The sequence below is a fragment of the Limimaricola pyoseonensis genome (genome assembly GCF_900102015.1).
Classification (GTDB): domain Bacteria; phylum Pseudomonadota; class Alphaproteobacteria; order Rhodobacterales; family Rhodobacteraceae; genus Limimaricola; species Limimaricola pyoseonensis.
The window spans coordinates 666,084-687,589 of record NZ_FNAT01000002.1; the positions used below are offsets into that span (position 1 = coordinate 666,084).

The 21,506-nt window shown below is 70.4% G+C and carries 19 protein-coding genes and 1 pseudogene; 12 read left to right on the plus strand and 8 right to left on the minus strand.

The features are described 5' to 3' along the window. Position 1 precedes the first annotated feature (1 nt). The 4 genes from BLT43_RS07060 to BLT43_RS07075 are packed head-to-tail and all read left to right on the plus strand — an operon-like array spanning position 2 to position 4,038. The gene (locus tag BLT43_RS07060; protein ID WP_090111335.1) at positions 2-880 is read left to right on the plus strand and encodes a branched-chain amino acid ABC transporter permease; all 879 of its coding nucleotides are present in this window, start codon (positions 2-4) and stop codon (positions 878-880) included. Positions 881-883: 3 nt separating this feature from the next. Next, complete coding sequence (locus BLT43_RS07065) at positions 884-1,957, plus strand: branched-chain amino acid ABC transporter permease (RefSeq protein WP_090111336.1); 1,074 nt, start codon at positions 884-886, stop codon at positions 1,955-1,957. Between the two features lie 36 nt (positions 1,958-1,993). Next, complete coding sequence (locus BLT43_RS07070) at positions 1,994-3,244, plus strand: ABC transporter substrate-binding protein (RefSeq protein ID WP_090111337.1); 1,251 nt, start codon at positions 1,994-1,996, stop codon at positions 3,242-3,244. A 2-nt stretch (positions 3,245-3,246) separates the two neighbouring features. Next, on the plus strand, positions 3,247-4,038 hold the full coding sequence (locus BLT43_RS07075; protein ID WP_090111338.1) for an ABC transporter ATP-binding protein: 792 nt from the start codon (positions 3,247-3,249) through the stop codon (positions 4,036-4,038). A 107-nt stretch (positions 4,039-4,145) separates the two neighbouring features. On the opposite strand, the gene BLT43_RS07080 is transcribed toward BLT43_RS07075, so the two are convergent. Continuing rightward, a complete protein-coding gene (locus tag BLT43_RS07080; protein ID WP_090111339.1) occupies positions 4,146-5,309 on the minus strand; it encodes an isovaleryl-CoA dehydrogenase in 1,164 nt (387 codons plus the stop codon). Beyond that, positions 5,291-5,917 carry a TetR/AcrR family transcriptional regulator gene (locus BLT43_RS07085; protein ID WP_090111340.1) on the minus strand — a complete coding sequence of 209 codons (627 nt, stop codon included), beginning with the start codon at positions 5,915-5,917 and terminating at the stop codon, positions 5,291-5,293. The genes BLT43_RS07080 and BLT43_RS07085 overlap by 19 nt, the downstream gene beginning before the upstream one ends. A 196-nt stretch (positions 5,918-6,113) precedes the next feature. On the opposite strand from BLT43_RS07085, the gene BLT43_RS07090 reads away from it, so the two are divergent. The 3 genes from BLT43_RS07090 (at position 6,114) to BLT43_RS07100 (ending at position 9,243) form a co-directional block, all read left to right on the plus strand. After that, complete coding sequence (locus BLT43_RS07090) at positions 6,114-6,767, plus strand: protein-L-isoaspartate O-methyltransferase family protein (protein WP_090111341.1); 654 nt, start codon at positions 6,114-6,116, stop codon at positions 6,765-6,767. 44 nt (positions 6,768-6,811) lie between these two features. Continuing rightward, a complete protein-coding gene (locus tag BLT43_RS07095; RefSeq protein ID WP_090111550.1) occupies positions 6,812-8,179 on the plus strand; it encodes a TolC family outer membrane protein in 1,368 nt (455 codons plus the stop codon). A gap of 71 nt (positions 8,180-8,250) precedes the next feature. After that, positions 8,251-9,243 (plus strand): hypothetical protein, encoded by a 993-nt coding sequence (locus BLT43_RS07100; RefSeq protein ID WP_090111342.1) that lies wholly within the window; start codon positions 8,251-8,253, stop codon positions 9,241-9,243. Positions 9,244-9,247: 4 nt separating this feature from the next. On the opposite strand, the gene BLT43_RS07105 is transcribed toward BLT43_RS07100, so the two are convergent. Next, positions 9,248-10,699, minus strand: coding sequence for a cobyric acid synthase (locus BLT43_RS07105; protein WP_090111343.1), 1,452 nt, complete (start codon positions 10,697-10,699; stop codon positions 9,248-9,250). Between the two features lie 90 nt (positions 10,700-10,789). Here BLT43_RS07105 and BLT43_RS07110 point away from each other — a divergent pair, with 90 nt between their 5' ends. Then, positions 10,790-11,359, plus strand: coding sequence for a cobalamin biosynthesis protein CobQ (locus BLT43_RS07110; protein WP_090111344.1), 570 nt, complete (start codon positions 10,790-10,792; stop codon positions 11,357-11,359). A gap of 64 nt (positions 11,360-11,423) precedes the next feature. On the opposite strand, the gene BLT43_RS07115 is transcribed toward BLT43_RS07110, so the two are convergent. Next, positions 11,424-11,747: a DUF6280 family protein gene (locus BLT43_RS07115; protein ID WP_090111345.1), complete on the minus strand. Its 324-nt coding sequence runs from the start codon at positions 11,745-11,747 to the stop codon at positions 11,424-11,426. A gap of 228 nt (positions 11,748-11,975) precedes the next feature. Between BLT43_RS07115 and efp the strand changes: the two genes are divergently transcribed. Continuing rightward, positions 11,976-12,539, plus strand: a complete 564-nt coding sequence (gene efp, locus BLT43_RS07120; protein ID WP_090111348.1) for an elongation factor P — start codon at positions 11,976-11,978, stop codon at positions 12,537-12,539. Between the two features lie 61 nt (positions 12,540-12,600). On the opposite strand, the gene ygfZ is transcribed toward efp, so the two are convergent. Genes ygfZ through BLT43_RS07135 form a run of 3 tightly spaced genes read right to left on the minus strand, consistent with a single transcriptional unit; the run spans position 12,601 to position 15,866 of the window. Then, complete coding sequence (gene ygfZ / locus BLT43_RS07125) at positions 12,601-13,341, minus strand: CAF17-like 4Fe-4S cluster assembly/insertion protein YgfZ (protein WP_090111349.1); 741 nt, start codon at positions 13,339-13,341, stop codon at positions 12,601-12,603. Positions 13,342-13,386: 45 nt separating this feature from the next. Further along, the gene (locus BLT43_RS07130) at positions 13,387-15,183 is read right to left on the minus strand and encodes an ABC transporter ATP-binding protein (RefSeq protein WP_090111352.1); all 1,797 of its coding nucleotides are present in this window, start codon (positions 15,181-15,183) and stop codon (positions 13,387-13,389) included. Continuing rightward, positions 15,180-15,866: a tyrosine-protein phosphatase gene (locus BLT43_RS07135; RefSeq protein ID WP_090111551.1), complete on the minus strand. Its 687-nt coding sequence runs from the start codon at positions 15,864-15,866 to the stop codon at positions 15,180-15,182. Before BLT43_RS07135 ends, BLT43_RS07130 begins: the two co-directional genes overlap by 4 nt. A gap of 112 nt (positions 15,867-15,978) precedes the next feature. Here BLT43_RS07135 and BLT43_RS07140 point away from each other — a divergent pair, with 112 nt between their 5' ends. Together BLT43_RS07140 and BLT43_RS07145 are read left to right on the plus strand one after the other, a co-directional pair. Next, positions 15,979-16,599 carry a hypothetical protein gene (locus tag BLT43_RS07140; RefSeq protein WP_090111354.1) on the plus strand — a complete coding sequence of 207 codons (621 nt, stop codon included), beginning with the start codon at positions 15,979-15,981 and terminating at the stop codon, positions 16,597-16,599. Positions 16,600-16,686: 87 nt separating this feature from the next. Continuing rightward, the gene (locus BLT43_RS07145) at positions 16,687-17,865 is read left to right on the plus strand and encodes a pyridoxal-phosphate-dependent aminotransferase family protein (RefSeq protein ID WP_090111356.1); all 1,179 of its coding nucleotides are present in this window, start codon (positions 16,687-16,689) and stop codon (positions 17,863-17,865) included. Positions 17,866-18,168: 303 nt separating this feature from the next. On the opposite strand, the pseudogene phaZ reads toward BLT43_RS07145, so the two are convergent. Beyond that, positions 18,169-19,440 (minus strand): annotated as a pseudogene (gene phaZ / locus BLT43_RS07150) (polyhydroxyalkanoate depolymerase); the annotation flags it as partial. 117 nt (positions 19,441-19,557) lie between these two features. On the opposite strand from phaZ, the gene BLT43_RS07155 reads away from it, so the two are divergent. Next, a complete protein-coding gene (locus BLT43_RS07155; protein ID WP_090111358.1) occupies positions 19,558-21,402 on the plus strand; it encodes a PHA/PHB synthase family protein in 1,845 nt (614 codons plus the stop codon). The last annotated feature ends 104 nt before the right edge of the window (positions 21,403-21,506 follow it).

Consider the following 21,506-nt stretch of genomic DNA (forward strand, 5'->3'; position numbering starts at 1 on the left):
CATGGCCTATTTCATCGAACTTCTCGTCAACGGCGCCCTCGTGGGGCTGATGTACGCGCTGGCCGCGCTGGGCTTCGTGCTGATCTACAAGTCGGCCGGCGTGCCCAACCTCGCGCAGGGCGCGCTGGTGATGATGGCGGCCTATCTCGTGTGGTATCTCGGCTCGCTCGGCCTGCCGATCTGGATCGCCATCGCGGTCGGGGCGGCGCTGATGTTCGGCTTCGGCCTGCTGGTGGAGCGGCTGCTTCTGCGGCGCATGGTCGGCCAGCCGGTGATCATGGTGGTGATGCTGACGCTCGGCATGGAAATTTTGCTGCGCGGGCTCATTCCCGGCGTGTTCGGCGCGGCGCCGAAGCCCCTCGACCTCGGCATCGGCCTCGCGCCGGTGATCGTCGCCGACGTCTTCATGAACCGCGCCTACCTGATCGGCGGGCTGGTGGCGGTGCTCTTGATCGCGGCCTCGATGCTGTTCTTCCGCACCCGCCTCGGCACCAAGCTGCGCGCCGTCTCGGACGACCACGTGGCGAGCTGGGCCGTGGGCCTTTCGGTCGAGCGCGCGATCGGCCTGTCCTGGGGCATCGCCGGCATCGCGGCGGTGGGCGCGGGCGTGCTCTGGGGCTCGGTGCAGGGCGTGGACTGGACGCTCTCGACGCTGCTCTTCCCGGCGATCGCCGTGGTGATCCTCGGCGGCGTCGACTCGATCAAGGGCGTGCTGGTCGGCGGCCTCGCCGTCGGCATCCTCGGCAGCGTCATCCCCGGCTATCTCGACGCGATGGTCGGCGGCAGCACCCGCGACGTCGTCACCTCGGTCATCATCCTGCTGACCATCCTCGTCCGGCCGCACGGCATCTTCGGGCGCGAAGACATCGAGAGGATCTGATCCATGTTCTACCGTCTCTCCGGCATCCGCCACACCAGCTACCCGGCCGCGCGCCAGCTCTGGCCGATCGCCGCCGACCGCTGGCAGGTCGGGCTGGTCACGGCGCTGGCGCTGGCCGCCCCGGTGCTGGTCTCGGACCTCTATCTCGGCAGCTACGTGCTGCCCTGGCTGATCTGGACCGCCGCGGCGCTGTCGCTGTCGCTCTTGATGGGCCTCGGCGGGCAGCTGCATTTCGGCTTCGCGGCGGTGATGGCGATCGGCGCCTACAGCTCGATCCACCTGACGCGGGCCGGCGTGCCCTTCGAGTTCGCGCTTCTGGGCGGCGGCGTCGCGGCGGCCGTGATCGGCACCGCCTTCGGCGCGGCGGCGCTTCGGGTGAAGGGCCTCTACCTGGTGATGGCGACGCTCGCCATGCAGTACCTGGTGGACTGGGTCATCACCAACGTGCCCGCCATCTCGGGCGGCGCGCAGGCGACGCTGCGAACCCCTGAGGTGAGCTTCCTGCTCTTGCCGCTCGAAAGCCTCGACGCGCGCTACTACGTGGCGCTCTTGTGGACCGTGCTGATGACACTGTTCTTCCTGAACGTGAAGCGCACCAGCTTCGGCCGGGCGCTGGCGGCGATCCGCGACAAGGACTTCGCGGCCGCCGTGATCGGGGTCGACCCGTTCCGCACCAAGCTGATGGCCTTCATGACCGCCTCCTTCGCGGGCGGCGTCTCGGGCGCGATCCTGGCGTTCTGCTACTACGGCGCGGTGACGCCCGAGCAGTTCGGCTTCAACGTCTCGATCCAGCTCGTGGCGATGGTGCTGGTGGGCGGCCTCGGCAGCGTCATCGGCGGCTATTTCGGCGCGGGCTTCGTGCTTCTGGTGCCGATCGTGCTGACCAACCTGATCGCCGGGCTCGCCGGCGCGGGCTGGATCTCGGTGTCGCAGAACCTCGCGGCGCATCTGCCGCTGATCTTCTACGGCGGCATGATCATCGGCTTCCTGCTGTTCGAGCCGCTCGGCCTCGCCAAGATCTACGACAACATCCGGAAATACTTCCTGGTCTGGCCGTTCCGCCATTCGGGAAGCTGAGACCCTGAACAGGGCAATCTAGGGAGGAGGACCCCAATGACGATTTTGAAGCGGATCGGGCGGCCGGCGGCGCTGGCGCTCGGCCTCGCGGGCGCCGCCGGCGGCGTCGCGGCGCAGGACAAGGAGCCGATCAAGTTCGGCCTGCTGCAGGACTTCACCGCCGTCTACACCTTCGTGACCGGCGAATATAACCAGGGCCAGCAGGACTACCTGACGCTGGTCAACGAGGAGGGCGGCATCGACGGCCACATGTTCGAGGCCATCGTCCGCGACACCGGCAACGAGCCGCAGCGCGGCATCGAGGCCTACAACCGGGCGCGCGAGGAGGGCGCGATCCTGTTCGACTTCCTCTCGACCCCGGTGTCGCGCGGCCTCGTCGACCAGGTGATGAAGGACGAGGTGGTGCTGATCACGCCGCTGCACGGCCGCGGCGACGCGGCGGCGGGCGAGACCTTCCCCTTCGTCTTCCCGGTGATGGCGACCTACTGGTCGCAGGCCGCGGTGCTGGCCGACCACATCAAGTCCACGGGCGGGCTCGAGGGCAAGAAGGTGGCGCTCGTGCACATCGACAGCCCCTTCGGGCGCGAGCCGATGCCGGTGCTCGAGGGCATCGCCGAGGCCGAGAACTTCGAGGTGCGCGGCTTCCCCTATCCGAGCCCGGGCAACGAGCAGTCGGCCACCTGGTCCGAGGTGCGCCGCTACCGCCCCGACGTTGTGTTCATCTGGGGCGCGGGCGGCGGCCAGTCGGTCTCGGTCCAGCAGGCGATCCGCAACGGCATCGACCCGGCCTCGATCCACTCGGTGGTCTGGATGGCCGAGACCGACGCCCGCAATGTCGGCGCCGACGCGATGACCGGCGTGAAGCGCTTCGAGGCGGTGGCCACCGGCACCGAGACGCCGATCGTGTCGCGTATCGTCGAGAAGGTGGTCGAGCCCGGCAAGAGCGCGGGTGACGCGGCCAATGTCGGCTCGAGCTACTACAACATCGGCGTCGCCACGATGGCGGTGGCGGTCGAGGCCGCCCGCCTCGCGCTGGAAAGCGAAGGCGCGCCGCTCGACGGGCCGAAGCTGAAGGCCGGCTTCGAGATGATCGAGAACTTCGACGCCGAGGGCATGATGCCGCCGATCACCATCACCCCCGAGGATCACCAGGGCGGCGGCTACGGCCGGGTCGCGCAGTGGAACGGCAGCGCGTGGGAGCCGGTCAGCGACTGGACCACCGCCTACCCGGAGATCGTGCAGGAAGAGATCGAGATGAACGCGGCCGAGTACGCGGGAGGCAACTGAGCATGACGGGACTCGCCCTCTCGAACGTCGAGGTCGTCTACGACAAGGTGTTCCTCGCCATCAAGGGCGTGTCGCTGGAGGTGGGGGAGGGCGAGATGGTCGCTCTCCTCGGCTCCAACGGCGCCGGCAAGAGCACCACGCTGAAGGCGATCAGCGGGCTTCTCGGCCCCGAGCGGGGCGAGATCACGCGCGGCGAGATCCGCTTCGGGGACACCGACCTGCGGCCCTTGGGCGCGCCGGCGCGGGTCGACCGGGGCCTCGTCCACGTGCTCGAGGGCCGCAGGGTCTTCGGGCATCTGACCCCCGACGAGAACCTCGTCGCCGCCTATCGCGGCGGCAAGGCGGAACGCTCCTTCGAGGAGCTGCGCGACGAGGTCTACCGCTACTTCCCGCGGCTGAAGGAGCGCGCGCGCTCCAAGGCGGGGTATCTCTCGGGCGGCGAGCAGCAGATGCTGGCGATCGGCCGGGCGCTGGTGACCGAGCCGAAGCTGATCATGCTCGACGAGCCCAGCCTCGGCCTCGCGCCGGTGCTGGTGGCGGAGATCTTCGCGATCATCCGCGAGATCAACCAGAAGCACGGGCTGACCGTGCTGCTGGTCGAGCAGAACGCCGCGGCGACCTTGGAAATCGTCAACCGGGCCTATCTGATCGAGAACGGTCAGATCGTGATGTCCGGCGAGGCCGAGACGCTGAAGCGGAACCCCGACGTGCAGGAGTTCTATCTCGGCAGCGGCGGCAAGGTCGACTACCACGCGATCAAGCATTACCGGCGGCGCAAGCGCTGGCTGGCCTGACCGCGCCGCGGGGCTGCATTCCGAGGCAAAAGAGAAGGCCGCCGGGCGAACCGGCGGCCTTTTTCGCAAGCGCTTCGTGAGCGGGCAGGGGCCGACGGCCCCCGCGGTCAGGCGGTTTCCTTGAACAGCTCGCGGCCGATCAGCATGCGGCGGATCTCGGAGGTGCCGGCGCCGATCTCGTAGAGCTTGGCGTCGCGCAGGAGCCGGCCGGTCGGGTACTCGTTGATGTAGCCGTTGCCGCCCAGCGCCTGGATCGCCTGCAGCGCCTGCTGGGTCGCGGCCTCGGCCGAGTAGAGGATGCAGCCGGCGGCGTCCTTGCGGCTGGTCTCGCCCCGGTCGCAGGCGCCGGCCACGGCGTAGACGTAGCTGCGGCAGGCGTTCATCGCGACATACATGTCGGCGATCTTGGCCTGCATCAGCTGGAACTCACCGATCGCCTGGCCGAACTGCTTGCGCTCGTGGACGTAGGGAACGACCACGTCGAGGCAGGCATGCATGATGCCGACCGGGCCGGCGGCCAGAACGACCCGCTCGTAGTCGAGCCCGCTCATCAGCACCTTCACGCCGCCGCCGACCTCGCCCAGCACGTTCTCGTAGGGCACCTCGCAATCCTCGAACACCAGCTCGCAGGTGTTCGAGCCGCGCATCCCGAGCTTGTCGAGCTTCTGCGCGGTCGAGAAGCCGGCCATGCCCTTCTCGATGATGAAGGCGGTGATGCCCTTGGGGCCGGCCTCGGGGTCGGTCTTGGCGTAGACGATCAGGGTCGAGGCGTCGGGACCGTTGGTGATCCACATCTTGGTGCCGTTCAGCACGAAGCGGTCGTTGCGCTTCTCGGCCTTCAGCTTCATGCCGACGACGTCCGAGCCCGCGCCCGCCTCGGACATGGCGAGCGAGCCGACATGCTCGCCCGACATGAGCTTGGGCAGGTATTTGCGCTTCTGCTCCTCGGTGCCGTTGCGGCGCAGCTGGTTGACGCAGAGGTTGGAATGCGCGCCGTAGGAGAGGCCGACCGAGGCCGAGGCCCGGCTGATCTCCTCGACCGCGACGCAATGGGCGAGGTAGCCCATGCCGGCGCCGCCGAACTCCTCCTCGACGGTGATGCCCAGAAGGCCCAGCTCGCCCATCTCCTGCCAGAGCCCTTCGGGGAACTGGTTGGAGCGGTCGATCTCCTCGGCCTGCGGCGCGATCCGCTCCTGCGCGAAGCGGTGCACCATGTCGCGCAGCGCCTCGATCTCGTCGCCGAGCGCGAAATTCATCGATCTGTCGAACATGTGTCCTCCCTGTCCTGTGTTTGGGGCATGGCGGCGCCGACCGCGCGGCGCGCCTGCGTGACGTAAAGCTCGACCACCTCGGCCTCGCCGAGCCGGCCGCCTTCGCGGTACCAATTGGTCACGCCGGTGATCTGCGCGATCAGGCCCATCGTCGCGACGAAGGGCTCGTCGATCGCGAAGCGGCCCGTGGCGCGGCCGTCCTCGAGGATCGCCCGCAGCGCCGCCTCGTAGCGGCGGCGCAGCGTCTTGATGCGGGCGAGATTCTCCGGCTCGAGGCTGCGCAGTTCCATGTAGGCGATGAACACCTCGTCGGGCCGGCGGATGTGGTAGCCCACATGCAGCCGCACGAAGGCGTCGAGCCGCGCCGCCGGGTCGCCCGTGCCGGGCACGCCGCGCGCGAGCGCCGCCAGCAGCCGCTCCATGTGGCTTTCGAGCAGGCCCACGAGGATGTCCTGCTTGCCGGGGAAATGGTTGTAGATCGCGCTGGGCCGGATGCCGACCCGCTCGGCGATGTCGCGCACGGAGACCGCCGCGTAGCCGCGCTCGGCAAATAGCCGCAGCGCGGCGGCGCCGATCTCGGCCTTGGTGTCGCGGCGGGTGTCGAGCATCGTGAGTCCCGTGGTGAACGATCGTTCATTCATGCCACGACCGCGGCCTTCGGGCAAGCCCGGAGATGCCGCCGGGTGTGGCGGGGCTGCCCGGTCGCGGCGGGGCGCAGGTTGCGAAGCGGGCTTGCGCAGTTGCCGCCTCCCTCCGCCTGTGGCATCACGGCCATGGCGAAACTGAACGAGAGAGTCCCGGCCCGTGGTTGATTATGCGACCCGCCGCGTCTTCATGGTCGACACCCAGGTGCGGCCGTCGGACGTGACGAAATTCCCGATCATCAACGCGATGCTCGAGGTGCCGCGCGAGCAGTACGTGCCCGCCCATCTGCGCGAGGCCGCCTATGTGGGCGAGAACCTGCCGCTGGGCGGCGACCGCGTCGTTCTCGAGCCGCGCACCCTGGCCAAGATGCTGGACGGGCTGATGCTCGATGCCGAGGACGCGGTGCTCGATCTGGGCTGCGGGCTCGGCTACTCGACGGCCGTGCTGGCCCGGCTCGCGGGATTCGTGGCCGCGGTCGAGGATGACGAGGCGCGCGCCGCCGAGGCGCAGTCGATCCTGACCGAGAACGGCGTCGACAACGCCGCGGTGCTCTGCGGCCCGCTGGCCGAGGGGGCGGCGAAGAGCGCGCCCTACGACGCGATCATCCTGCAAGGCGCGATCGAGCGTTTTCCCGAGTCGCTCGAGGAGCAGCTGCGCGAAGGCGGCCGCGTCGCGGCGATCTTCGCGGAAGGGGCGGTCGGCGTGGTGCGGATCGGTCACAAGATCGACGGACGGATTTCGTGGCGCTACGCTTTCAATGCCGGCGCGCCGGTGCTTGCGGGCTTCGAAGGGGAGCGCGACTTCGTGCTCTGAACGACGGTGACACCACCGATAACGAGGGAATGGGCGAGGGCGGTATGCGGCGAATTCTGGGATCACTGGTGATGGGGATCGGGCTGGCCGCGGCCACCGCCCCGGCCTTGCGGGCCGAAACGCTCGCCGACGCGCTGGCCTTCGGCTACGAGCACAGCGGCCTGCTGGAGCAGAACCGCGCGCTGCTGCGCGCCGCCGACGAGGACGTGGCGCAGGCGCTTTCGGCGCTCCGCCCGGTCCTGAACTGGTCGGCCGATGCCCGCGCGACGCGCGGCCCCGACCCGGCGGGCGGCACCGCGACCGACACGGCGGCGAGCGCCTCGCTGACCGCGTCGCTGCTGCTCTACGACGGCGGCGCCAGCCGCTACGCGATCGACGCGCAGAAGGCGCTGGTTCTGGCCACGCGCGAAAGCCTGCGCGGCATCGAGCAGCAGGTGCTGCAGCGCATCGTCGAGGCCTATCTCGAGATCCAGCGCGCCATCGCCTTCGTCGATCTGCGCCAGAACAACCTGCGCCTGATCACCCAGGAACTGCGCGCCGCGCGCGACCGCTTCGAGGTCGGCGAGGTGACCCGCACCGACGTGTCGCTGGCCGAGGCGCGGCTTGCCGCCGCCCGCAGCCAGCTTGCCGCCGACGAAGGCGCGCTGACCCAGGCCCGGGCCGAGTTCCGCGCCGCGGTCGGCCGCGCGCCGGGCAACCTGTCCCCGGCCCCCGATGCCCGCATCCCGTCGAGCCTCGCCGAGGCGCAGAACATCGCGCGGCGCACCCATCCGGCGCTGCGCGAGGCGCAGCAGCGCGTCACCGTGGCCGAGCTGAACATCGCCCGCGCCGAGGCCGCGACGCGGCCCGAGATGACGCTCTCGGGCGGCATCACCGTCAATGACGACTTCGACGACAACGAGCGGATCGGCATCGATGTCGGCGCGCCGATCTATGCGGGCGGCCGCATCGCCAGCCAGGTGCGCCAGGCCCAGGCCCGCCGCGACGCGGCGCGGGGCGACCTGCTCAACACCGCGCGCACGATCGAGCGCAACGTGGCCAACGCCTACTCCTTCCTCGCCGTGGCGCGGGCCGGGATCGAGGCGTCGGGCCGCGAGGTCACGGCCGCGCAACTGGCCTTCGACGGCCTGCGCGAGGAGGCGGCGCTCGGCGCCCGCACCACGCTCGATGTGCTCGATGCCGAGCAGGACCTGCTCGACGCGCGCACCAACCTCGTCTCCGCGCAGATCGACGAGACGCTCGCGACCTACTCGGTGCTCGCCGCGACCGGCCAGCTCACCGCCCAGCAGCTGGGCCTCGCGGTGCAGGTCTACGACCCGGCGGCCTATTACAACCTCGTGCGCAACGCGCCGGCGGCCAAGTCGGAGCAGGGGCGCGCGCTCGACCGGGTGCTCGAGGCGATCGGCCGGTAACGCGCTCGCGCCGCTGTTGTGAGACGATCCTCGACCCGCTAGACTGCGGGTCGAGGCAAGCAGGGTAGTCCATGTCCGATCCGGTGAAATCCGTCGAAATCGAGGACGTGCTGTCCTCCATCCGCCGTCTTTTGTCGGACGGGGAGAACGCCGCCACCGAGGCGCGCCCGGCCGCGTCCGAGCGCGCCGTCGCCCCCAACCGGGTGACGTCCAAGCGCGGGGCCGCGCCACTGGTGCTGACCCCGGCGCTGCGGGTCGGAAGCGGGGACGCCCCGGCGCAGACCTCCGAACACGGCCGCGACGATCACGCCGAGGGCGCCGAGCCGACGCCGGACGAGGTGATCGGCGCCGCGATCTCGGCCATCGCCGCCGAGGCGGCCCGCGCCGAGACGGCAGAGGGCGAGGCGGGGCAGGCCCACCGGGAACGCGGCGCCGCGATCCGCTCGCGGCTGCAGAGCACGATCGCCGAGCTCGAGGCCGCGATCACCCATCGCAGCGAGGAATGGGAGCCCGACGGCAGCGAGGCCGCGCCGGTCATGGACTGGGAGGCCGTGCGCGGCGACGAGGCCGCGTTCCTCAGCCGTCGCCATCCGCCGTTCCAGGCCGATGGCGCCGCCCGGCCCGCGCCGGTCGAGGCACCGTCCGAGCCGGACGAGGAGCCGTCCATGGCATCGCGGCCCGAGCCGCAGCAGCCCGCCCCCGAGGGGCAGGCCGGGGCGGCCCGGCTGCAGCCGGTGCCAGACGAGGAGCCCATGCCCGAGCCGCATCTGGCCATGCCGCCGCAGGCCGAGGCGCCGTTCGACGAAAGCTGGGACGAGCCCGCGGCGGAGCCCGAGCGGGATGTCCTGCCCGGGCCGGCCGCGCCCGCACCGGCGGAAAGCCGGGGCGCGTCGCTGGCCGAGACGGCCGAGGCCGCGCTCGACCCCGACATGCTGAAGGACATCGTGCGCGAGGTGCTGCGCGAGGAGCTCGACGGCGAGCTGGGCGAGCGGATCACCCGCAACGTCCGCAAGCTGGTGCGGCGCGAGATCTTCCGGGCGCTGTCGACGGGCGAGTTCGACTGAGCCTTCAGACCGGCGCCGCCATCTCCAGGAGCGCATCGACATCGAGATGCGCCTCGAGATGGGCCGCGAGCGCGTCGAGCGTCTGCTCCACGCCGTCCTCGTAGGCCGTCCCGCCGGGCGTGCCGCCCAGCTCCTGCAGGAAGGCGCCGCGAAACGCGTCGCTGGCGAACAGCCCGTGCAGGTAGCAGCCCCGCACCCGCCCGTCGCGGCTGGCCGCGCCCTCGGGTCGCCCCTCGATCTCGAGCCAGGCCCGCGCCGTGTCGGGGCCCTCGGTCGCACCGATATGGATCTCGTAGCCGGTGACCGGCGCGCCGCTGTCGCGGGCGTGGCCGGTGCTGCGGCCCAGCCGCTTCTCGGGCCGCATCACCGTCTCCACGTCGAGCAGGCCGAGCCCCTCGACCCGGCCCGGCGCGCCCTCGATCCCCTCCGGGTCGGCAATTCCGCGGCCGAGCATCTGGTAGCCGCCGCAGATGCCCAGCACCCGGCCGCCGCGGCGCAGATGCGCGCGCAGGTCGATGTCCCAGCCCTCGGCGCGAAAGGCGGCGAGATCCGCGATGGTGGATTTAGAGCCGGGAATCAGCACCAGGTCGGCGTCGCCGGGCAGGGGGCGGCCCGGCTCGACCATGACGACGCTGACGCCGGGCTCGGCCGAGAGCGGGTCGAGATCGTCGAAATTCGCGATCCGGCCCAGCCGCGGCACGGCGATCTTCAGCGCGCCGCCGGGGCGGGCGGTGATCTCGGCCGCGTCCTCGGCCGGCAGGCGCCAGGCCTCGGCGAAATGCGGGATGATCCCGAGCGGTGCCCAGCCGGTGCGGCGGGCGATGATCTCCATGCCCTCGGCGAAGAGCGTCGCGTCGCCGCGGAACTTGTTGACCGCGAAACCGCGGATCAGCGCCGCGTCCTCTGGGTCGAGCACGGCATGGCTGCCCACGAGCTGCGCGATCACGCCGCCCCGGTCGATGTCGCCCAGCAGCACAACCGGCACGCCGGCGGCGCGCGCGAAGCCCATGTTGGCGATGTCGCCCGCCCTGAGATTGACCTCCGCCGGGCTGCCCGCGCCCTCGACCACGATCAGGTCGCGCCCCGTGGCCAGCCTGCGGAAGCTTTCGATCACGCGCGGCAGCAGCGTCGGCTTGAGCCGGGCGTAGTCGCGCGCCCGCGCGGTGGTCAGCCGGCGGCCCTGCACGACGACCTGCGCGCCGGTGTCGGTCTCGGGCTTGAGCAGGACGGGGTTCATGTCGATCAGCGGCTCGAGCCCCGCGGCGCGCGCCTGCAGCGCCTGCGCCCGGCCGATCTCGCCGCCATCGGCGGTGACGGCGGCGTTGTTCGACATGTTCTGCGGCTTGAACGGCGCGACCGCGAGGCCGCGATTGCGGGCCGCGCGCGCCAGCCCCGCGACGATCAGCGACTTGCCGACATTCGAGCCCGCGCCCTGGATCATGATGGCCCGCGTCATCGCACCCCCGCCCGCGTCCTTTGACCGCATCTTCCGGCCGCGGCCGGTTTGCCCTAGCTGTCTAGGCGGCGCGGACGACGGGGAAAAGGGATGAACACACCGGCACATCTGATCTTCGGCGCGGCGGCCTTCGGGCGGCCGGGCCGGCCGGCAGTCACGGCGGCGGCGCTTCTGGGCGGGCTGACGCCCGACCTGTCGCTCTACCTGCTGGTCGGCTGGAGCCTTCTGGTCGAGGGCGTGCCGGCGGCGGTGATCTTCCGCGACTACTATTTCTCCGATGCGTGGATGGCGGTGTTCGCCATCGACAACTCGATCCCGCTCTGGGCGGCCGGGCTGGCGCTGGCGCTCTACGGGCGTTGGCCGGTCCTCGTGGCCTTCGCGGGGGCCGGGCTGCTGCATCTGGGTCTCGACCTGGCGCTGCACGCCGAGGATGCGCGCCCGATGCTGTGGCCGTTCACGGAGTGGCGCTTCGTCTCGCCGTTCAGCTACTGGGACAGCGCCCGCCATGCCGGCCTCGTCGGCCCGCTCGAGGCCGGGCTGTCGGTGGCGCTGACGGGCTGGATGCTATGGCGGTTCCGCAGCCTCGCCATGCGGGCGGTGCTGCTCCTGCTTCTGCTGGCCGAGCTGGGCTCGTCCGGGATCTGGCGCTTCGTGTTCTAGCGCAAACGAAAGGCGCGGCTCCCGGTCGGGGAGCCGCGCCTTTCGCGCAGGCTGTGCGGCACGCTCAGGCGGCGCGCGTTTCCAGCTCGGCGGCGTGACGGCGCTCGCTTTCCTCGCGCGACAGCGCGACCGAGGTCCGGACGCCCTTGCCGACGAACTCCATCAGGCCCTGCACGACGCGCTCGTTCGGGTCGATCCCCGCGCAGGACAGCACTTCGCGGCCATCGCGGGAGCGGGCCCAGCGGGCGATCTGCTCGGGGCCGTTGCCGTATTTCTTGTCATCGGCAATGGCGTCGTCCAGAGCGGCGAGAACGACGGCCGCGAAGAGCTTGCGGGCCCGGTTGCCCTGCTCATTGTTGTAGGCGGTGCCGTCAACAAATTCCTTCATGATGCTTCCTTACGTTCTTTTTGCTCTTGTCGCCTTGGCGTTCGAGTGACTATCGCGATTTCGTCCCGATTCGGGTGGTCGATTTCGGAATGCCAGCCATGCGTCCGGTGCATGACGGCACGGGAAGAACGCAAGTATCCGGTCAGCTTGCCTTGCCGCGACCCGCGAGATATAGGCGGGCCAAAGTCGCGATCAAGCATCTGCCACAATTTCGTCACATGGACCGATATGCCCAAGATCAACGGTAACGAGATCCGCCCCGGCAACATTCTCGAGCACAATGGCGGCCTCTGGGCGGCGGTCAAGGTCGACCACGTCAAGCCCGGCAAGGGCGGCGCCTTCGCGCAGGTCGAGATGAAGAACCTGCGCAACGGCTCCAAGCTGAACGAGCGCTTCCGCTCCGCCGACAAGGTCGAGCGCGTCCGCCTCGAGCAGCGCGACCAGCAGTTCCTGTTCGAGACCGACGGCATGCTGACCTTCATGGACAGCGAGACCTACGACCAGATCGCGCTGCCGGCCGACCTCTTGGGCGAGCGTCGCCCCTTCCTGCAGGACGGCATGACCGTGCAGATCGAATATTACGGCGAAGAGGCGCTGAACGTCTCGCTGCCGCAGAAGGTGACCTGCAAGGTGGTCGAGACCGAGCCGGTGGTGAAGGGCCAGACCGCGGCCAACAGCTTCAAGCCGGCGGTTCTGGACAACGGCGTGCGGGTGATGGTGCCGCCCTTTGTCGCGCAGGACGAGGACATCGTCGTCAACACCGAGAGCATGGAATATTCCGAGCGCGCCTGATCGCGGCCGGAAGAGTTGAGGAGAGGGCGGCCATTCGGCCGCCCTTTTCGCGTCTCGGGGCTCAGTCGATCCGCCGCAGCGTCGCGTCGCCCGCCGTCATGCCGTCGCCCGCGCGGTCGAAGCGCAGCCAGGCGATGGCCTCGTCGCCGGCGCGGCTGTGCAGCGTGCCAGCCGGCCGGCCGTCGGCCGACAGGATCTCGCTGCCCGGCTCGGCGGGGCCGTCCACCGCCACCCGCGCGAAGCCCTTGCGCAGCTCGGTCTTGTGCTTCATCCGCGCGGTCACTTCCTGGCCGACATAGCAGCCCTTGCGGAAGTCGACGCCGCCCATGCGCTCGAAGCCGGCCTCGAGGATGTAGGTCTCGGGGCCCAGTTCGCTGCCCCATTCGGGGATCAGGTGTTCGACCCGGATCGCGGTCCAGTCGCTGCCGTCGTCGCCGGACTCGTCGCCGTAGAGCCGCCAGCCCAGCGCCGCGTGGCGCGGGTCGGGCAAGGCGCCCTCGGGGGCCGGGCCGGTGCCGCGGCGCACCCGCAGCCCGGTCTCCTCAAGCGCCACGTCGGCACGCAGCTTGTACATCGACAGCCGCTGCGCCAGCTGCGGCGCGATGCCCGAGGGCGCGTCGATCAGCAGCCGCTCGGCCTCGCCCTTCACGAAGAAGTCGGCGATCAGCTTGCCCTGCGGGGTGAGCAGCGCGGTGTAGACGAGGCCGTCGCGGGCCCGCGCGATGTCGGTGGTGACGAGCCCCTGCAGGAACTCCTCGCGGTCGGCGCCGGTCAGCGCGATGATGGTGCGGTCATGGGTCATGGCGGCAGATATAGGCGGCCATCGCGGCGACGTCAGCCCGTGGGCTCATTCCTTCTCGGCGTCGCGGAACTGCAGCGCGTGCAGATCGGCATAGAGCCCGCCGCGCGCCAGAAGCTCGGCATGGCTGCCCTGGTCGACGGCCTGGCCCTGGTCCATCACCACGATGCTGTCGGCGCCCTGCACGGTCGAGAGGCGGTGCGCGATGACCAGCGTGGTGCGGCCCTCTGAGAGCCGCTCCAGCGCCTCCTGCACCACCGCCTCGGAGCGGGTGTCGAGCGCGCTGGTGGCCTCGTCGAGCAGGAGCACCGGCGTGTCGCGCAGAAGCGCCCGGGCGATCGCCACGCGCTGGCGCTGGCCGCCCGAGAGCGCCGAGCCGCGCGGGCCGGCGGGGCTGTCGAGCCCGTTGGCGAGCCGGGGCAGGAAGTCGCTGACATGGGCGGCGTCGAGCACCTCGCGCAGCTGCGCGTCCGAGACGTCGGTGCGCCCGAGCAGGATGTTGTCGCGGATCGATTCGTCGAACAGCAGCGCGTCCTGCGTCACCACCGAGATCATGCCGCGCAACTCCTCGAGCGACATCGCCCGGGTCGGCACGCCGCCGATGGTGATCTCGCCCGATTGCGGATCGACCAGCCGGGTGAGCAGGTTGAAGACCGTGCTCTTGCCCGCGCCGGACGCGCCGACCAGCGCCGTGGTCTTGCCGGCGGCGGCGGTGAAGGACGCGCCGCGCAGCACCGGCAGGTCGCCATAGGCGAGGCGGACGTCGTCGAGCGCGATCTCGGGCGCGCCTTGCGGCGCGGGGCGCGGACGCGCGGGCGAGGTCAGGGTCGGGCGGGCGGCGAAGATCATCCGCATCCGTTCGATCGAGGCGGCGGCGGCCTGCCACTGGCCAGAGATGTTGCCCAGCCGGCGCAGCGGCTCGAAGGCGAGCGACATGGCGGTGAAGAAGGCCATGAACTGGCCCACCGTCTTGTCGCCGGCGATGATCTCGGCGCCGCCGTAGAACAGCACGCCCAGGAAACCGAGCCCGGTCATGATGTCGATCATCGAGGGGATCGCGGCCTGGCCGGTGGCGGCGCGGGTCTCGGCGCGCACCCGCTGCCGGATCAGCTGGCCGTAGCGGTCGGACTGGTAGCCTTCGAGCCCGTTGAGCTTGATCGGGGCGAGGCCGTGGAACACCTCGTCGAGCCGGGTCGACATGCGCGCCGCGATCTCGCGCGAGGCACGCGCCCGGCGGCGCACGTATTTCTGCGCGAGGAAGGAGGGCAGCACCAGAACCGGGATGCCGATCAGCGCCACCAGCGTCCATTTCCAGTCGACCGAGAGCGCGACCGCGAAGAGCGCGACAACCGAGGTCAGGTCGCGCCCCGCGCCGGTGACGATGGTCGACCAGATCTGGTTGATGGCGTTGACGTCGCCCTGCACCCGCTCGATCAGGTAGCCCGGCGGGTGCGACTGGTGCCAGCCGCCGTCGAGCCGCATCAGATGCGACAGCAGGTCGGCGCGGATGCGCGCGGCGGTGCGTTCGCGGATCGTGGTCATCAGCACGCGCTGCGACATCGAGGTGACGGCGCGCACGATGAAGATGCCCATGACCACGACGCCGACGATCCACAGCGCGTCGGTGCGGCCGGCGACGAAGATCTCGTCGAACATCGGCTTCATCATCGAGGCGAAGAGCCCGAGCGAGCCGCCCTCGATCGCCATCAGCACCATGGCGACGGCCAGCAGGCGCCAGTGCCGCGACAGGTAGCCGCGCCACAGCCACAGGAACAGGCCGCGCCGGTCCTCGGCGGCGACGGGGCCGGTCGCGGGGGTGGCGGCAGGGTCGGTGGTGGCGGTCATCGGTCCGCCTTTCGTGCGGCGTAGCTCGCGGTGGCGGCCTCGGGGTCGTATTCGGTGGCGATCCACTCCTCGATGCCGATCGGGCCCTCTTGCAGCCGCGCCTCGTAAAGATCGAGGATGTGGTCGAGGATGCCGGTGCGCGAGTTCTTGAAGTGCAGGAAGCGCGGATGCAGCTGGCGGCGCGCCTCGGCGACGGAATGCCCCTCGGCCAGCAGGTGCAGCGCCGAGGCGAAGCCGGCCCGGTCGGCGCCGGACTTGCAATGCATCACCACCGGGCGCTCGGCCTCGCGCAAAAGCTGGAACAGCCGCAGGATCTGGTCGCGCGGCGCCGCCTTGCGGGCGGACAGCTGGGTCGAGACCAGCCGCAGCCCCAGCGCGCGGCAGCTTTCGGCCTCGAACAGGTAGCGCGGATGGCCGCCCTCGCCGCGCAGGTTGATCACGGTGCGGATGCCGAGCTTGGCCATCTTGCCGAAGCGGCCATGGGTCGGCTGGTTCGAGCGGAACACGCCCGGCGCGACGAGGTGGAAGTTGGTCCACCAGTAGCGCAGGATCGCGTGGTCGAGGATCAGGTAGCTCGCGAAGGCCTGCCTGCGGCCGCGCGCGGTGCCGATGTCGTGCCGCCGCGTGCGCATTCCGCGCTCCCAAGCCCTGATCCTGTCGAGAAGCCGCATCGTCTTGCCCATGTCGTGCATCCGGCCTTGCATAAGCATCGCGGTCCGGCCCCGCAAGCCGGGCGGGGTTTACGCATGGCCGGTCCGCGCTTAGGGCAAGGCAGGGCGGCGAAGGGGCAGTGCGATGGACGATCTTGCGGTCGAGGTGATCGAGCGGGTGCGGCTCTGGCCCACCCATGCGGCGCTGGACGGCCGCCTGATGCGGGTGAAATGGGGTGCCTGGGCCGTCTATGTCCCGGCGCGGCAGCTGAAGCTCCTGCACGCGGTGGGCGGGTGCCAGCACTGCATCTCGCCGCGCGGGCCGAAGCGCGAGGCCGTGCTCGAGGGCCGCGAAACGGGTCCGAACGCGGAGGCCTGGGCCGCGGCCTTCCGCCGGCCTGTGGTGCGGCGGGTGGCCGAGAACTGGGTGATGTTCGACCGGCTTCACCGGGCCGGGCTCGGCCCCGAGCCGCTCGGGCTCGTGGTGGTGCGCGACTATCGCAGCTTCTTCTCGCGCGGGGTGGGGCCGGCGGCGGGGCTGCGGGTGGCGGACCTGAACACCTATCCCGAGAAGACCCCCGCCACCGAGGCCGAGCTGCGCGCCGCCGGGATCGTGCCGGACCGCACGCTCGCCTCGATCCGCGAGCAGATCCGCGGCTATGTGAGCGACCTCAACAACCTCTACGGGGCGATGCCGCTGGACGGAGAGGCCGAGGTGGAGCAGGTCGAGGCGAAGCTGCGGCGCGCGCTCGAGCAAGCCGGATGACAGCGCGGCGCTGACGGGGCCGCATTGACGGGACGGCGGGGTGGCGTAGGGTTCGGGCCCGTACAACCCAGACGAGGCCCGCGCCCCATGTCCCTCTCCCACGGCCGCCCCTACCTTGCCATTCCCGGCCCCTCCGTGATGCCCGACCGGGTGCTGGCGGCGATGCACCGGCCGGCGCCCAACATCTACACCGGCGCGCTGCACGAGATGACCGAGACGCTGGTGCCCGACCTCAAGGCGGTGGCCGGCACGCGGCACGACGTCGCGATCTACATCGCCAACGGGCACGGCACATGGGAGGCGTCGCTGCTGAACGTGCTGTCGCGCGGCGACCGGGTGCTGGCGCTGGTCAGCGGCCGGTTCGGCGAGGGCTGGGCCGAGGTGGCGCGCGCGCTGGGCGCCGAGGTCGAGGTGATGGAGTTCGGCCTCGACCGCCCGGCCGACCCGGCCCGCATCGAGGCGCGGCTGCGCGAGGACCGCGAGGCCGCGATCAAGGCGGTGATGGTGGTGCATGCCGACACCGCGACCGGGGTGCGCAGCGACGTCGCGGCGATCCGCGCGGCGATGGATGCCGCAGGCCACCCGGCGCTTCTGCTGGCCGATTGCATCGCCTCGATGGGCTGCGACCGCTTCGAGATGGACCGCTGGGGCGTGGATGTCGCGATCACCGCCAGTCAGAAGGGGCTGATGACCCCGCCCGGCCTCGGCTTCGTGTTCTTCTCAGAGCGCGCCGGGGCGGCGCGGGCGCGCGCCGACATGGTCACGCCCTACTGGGACTGGCGGCCGCGGGCGGCGCCCGAGCAGTACTACCAGTATTTCGGCGGCACCGCGCCGACCCACCACCTCTACGGGCTGCGCGCCGCGCTCGACATGATCGCCGAGGAGGGGCTCGAGCAGGTCTGGACGCGGCACGCCCGGCTGGCGGCGGCGGTCTGGGCGGCGGTCGAATGCTGGGGGCGCGACGGCACGATGCGGCTGAACGTCGCCGCACCGGAGGCGCGCAGCCACGCCGTGACCTCGATCGCGCTGGAGGCGCCCGATGCCGACCGGCTCAGGGCCTGGTGCGAGCAGGAGGCCGGGCTGACGCTCGGCATCGGCTTGGGGCGGATGCCGATGGAGGGCTGGTTCCGGATCGGCCACATGGGCCACGTCAACGCGCACATGGTTTTGGGCGCGCTGGGCGTGATCGAGGCGGGGCTGGCCGCGCTGTCCATCCCGCACGGCGCCGGGGGCGCGGCGGCCGCGGCGCGGGCGCTGGCCGGGTAGGGCCGGGCGCCCGGGCCGCGGGCCGGGCGGTCAGCCCTTGGTGCGGCGCGTGGCCCGGCCGCCGCGCCCGCGGGCGCGGACGGCCGCGGGCCGGGCGACTTCGGGCTTGGCGGTTTCGGTCTTGGCGGCCTCGGGTTTGGAAGTCTCAGGTTTGGCAGCCTCGGGCCTGGCAGCCTTGGATTCGGCAACCTCGGGCTTGGTGGCCTCGGACTTGGTAGCTTCGGCTTTGGCAGCCTCGGGCTTTGCGACCTCGGATTCAGCAACCTCGGGCTTGGCGACCTCGGATTTGGCCGCTTCGGGCTTGGCGGCCGATTCGGGCGCGGCGTCGGTGGCCGTCTGGGCCGGGGCGGAATTGGCGTCGATGAACTCGAGCACCAGCGGCCGGATGTTGTTGCGCCAGCTCGAACCGGCGAAGATGCCGTAATGGCCGGCGCCCGGCTCGAGATGCGCGGCCTTCTTGCTCTCGGGCAGGCCGGTCAGCAGCCCGAGCGCGGCGAGGCACTGGCCCGGCGCCGAGATGTCGTCCTTCTCGCCCTCGACCACCTTCACCGCGACCGAGGTGATCTTGCCGATGTCGATGGCGCGGCCGTCGACGGTGAAGGCGTTGCGCCCAATCTCGCGGGCCTTGAAGACCCGCTCCACGGTCGAGAGGTAGAACTCGGCCGTCATGTCCATGACCGCGAGGTACTCGTCGTAGAACTGGTTGTGCTTGTCGTGATCGGCCGAGAGGCCGTTGGCGGCGCGGAAGATCTGGTCGGTGAAGGCCTGCGCGTGGGTCGCGGCGTTCATCGCGATGAAGGAGGCCAGCTGCAGCAGGCCGGGATAGACCTCGCGGCCGACGCCCTTGTACTTGAAGCCGACGCGCTGGATCATCGAGTGCTCGAGCTGGCCCATCGTCACCCGGCTGCCGAAATCGGTGACGTCGGTCGCCGCCGCGTCCGGGTCGACCGGCCCGCCGATCAGCGTCAGCGAGCGCGGCTGCGCCTCGGGGTCGTCCTCGGCCAGCATGGCCGTGGCCGCCAGCGTCAGCGGCACCGGCTGGCAGACCGCGATCACGTGCAGGTCCGGCCCGAGATGGCGCATGAACTCGACCACGTATTTCGTGTAGTCCTCGACGTCGAACTTGCCGGCGCTGACCGGGATGTCGCGGGCGTTGTGCCAGTCGGTCACATGCACGTCGCAATCGGGCAGCAGGCTGATCACCGTCTTGCGCAGGAGGGTGGCGTAGTGGCCGGACATCGGAGCGACCAGAAGCACCCGGCGCCCCGGCGAGGCCCGGCCGGGGGTGGTGAAGCGGATCAGGTCCCCGAAGGGCCGGCGCACCAGCGTCTCGACCTTGACGAGATGGTCCTTGCCATCCGGCCCGCTGACCGTGGGGATGCCCCAGTCCGGCTTGGCCACCATGCGCGCGAAGCTGCGCTCGGTGACCTCGCCCCAGGCCTTCAGCAGTTCCATGCCCGGATTGGCCAGCATGGCCATCGCCGGGTAGGCGCCCATCGCCCGCGCGGTCGCACCGAGCCACTGGTTCGTGTTCCGCGCGCTTTCCATCAGGTCGTAGGTCGGAATATACTTCATGTCATCTGCTCCGGGCAGGGGGCGGGATCCAGCGGGGCGGTTCGGTCCCGCGTGCCGGCGGGAAGACGATCCGGCAGGCCTCTTGCTGCGGCTGCAAACTAGGACGGGGAGGCATTCATGGCAACTCGAGACGCGAGGCAGGGGGGCGATGAGCCGTCGGGTGGTGACGCCACGGCCACGCAAGCGAAGGCCCGGCTGGAGGCCAATCTGGCGCGGATCGAGGCGCTGACGCAGCGCCTGGTCGCGGCGATGGGCCAGGGCCGGCAGGTGCCGCCGGCGCTGCAAGGTCCGAGCCAGGAGCTCTACGCCAAGGCCGCCGGGGCCTACTGGGTCGAGATGATGCGCGACCCGGGCAAGCTGATGGAGCACCAGGTCGGCTACTGGAGCCGGACGCTGAAGCATTACGTCGAGGCCCAGCAGCAGATGATGCAGGCCCGCCCGGCCGCGGCCGAAAGCGACAAGCCGGCGGACCGGCGCTTTTCCAATCCGCTCTGGGACAGCCATCCCTGGTTCAACTTCATCAAGCAGCAGTACCAGACCAATGCCGAGGCGGTGCGGCAGGCGGTGAACGCGATCGAGGGGCTCGACCCGCGCGAGAAGCGGCGCCTCGACTACTTCGCGACGCAGATCGTCGACATGTTCAGCCCGACCAACTTCCTCGCCACCAATCCCGACGCGCTGGAGCGCGCGCTCGAGACCGAGGGGCAGAGCCTGATCGACGGGCTCGAGAACCTCGTGCGCGATCTCGAGACGAACGAGGGCGACCTCGTGGTGACGCTGGCCGACAAGGATGCCTTCACCGTGGGCGAGAACCTCGCCACCACGCCGGGCGAGGTGGTGTTTCGCAACCACCTGTTCGAGCTGATCCAGTACGCGCCGCAGACCGATGACGTGCGCGAGACGCCGATCGTGCTGTTCCCGCCCTGGATCAACAAGTTCTACATCCTCGACCTGAAGACGCAGAACAGCCTGATCAACCACGTGGTCGAGCAGGGCCACACGCTCTTCGTGGTGAGCTGGATCGATCCCGACCCGTCCTATTCCGAGATCGGCATGACCGACTACGTCGAGGACGGCTACATCCGCGCCATCGAGACCGCCAAGGAGATCTGCGGCGTCAAGAAGGTGAACGCGGTGGGCTACTGCATCGCCGGCACGACGCTGGCGCTGACGCTGTCGGTGCTGAAGTCGCGCAAGGACCGCAGCGTCAACGCTGCCACCTTCTTCACCACGCTCACCGACTTCTCGGACCAGGGCGAGGTCGGCGTGTTCCTCGACGACGATTTCGTCGATGGCATCGAGGCCGAGGCGCGCCGCGCCGGCATCCTCGACAAGTTCTACATGGCGCGGACCTTCTCTTTCCTGCGCGCCAACGACCTGATCTGGCAGCCGGCGATCCGCAGCTACATGATGGGCCAGACGCCGCCGGCCTTCGACCTGCTCTACTGGAACGGCGACGGCACCAACCTGCCGGCGAAGATGGCGGTCGAGTACCTGCGCGGCCTGTGCCAGGAGGACCGCTTCGCCCGCGACGGCTTCGAGGTGGCCGGGGCCACGGCGCGGCTGGGCGACGTCGACCTGCCGATCTTCGCCGTCGCCTGCGAGAGCGACCACATCGCCGCCTGGGACGCGAGCTGGCGCGGCATCGACAAGATGGGCTCGAAGGACAAGACCTTCGTGCTGTCGGGCTCGGGCCATATCGCCGGGATCGTGAACCCGCCGGCGAAGAAGAAATACGGCTACTGGACCAACGGCGCGGCGGCGTCGACGCCCGAGGACTGGAAGGCGGGAGCCGAGAAGCACGAGGGCTCGTGGTGGCCGCACTGGATCGACTGGCTGTCGAGCCGCTCGGGCGAGCTGGTGCCCGCGCGGCAGCCCGGCAGCAAGGCGCATCCGCCGCTCGGTCCCGCCCCGGGGCGCTACGTCACCGGCGGCCGGCTGCAGGCGGATGCAGCCGAATAGATTGATCTTCCAAGGCAAATTACCCTAGGGAAGTTTTTTTGCTGCACCGCAGAAAAAATCCTTGAAATGCTGCGGTGCAGCGAGCATATTCCGGTCATCAGATG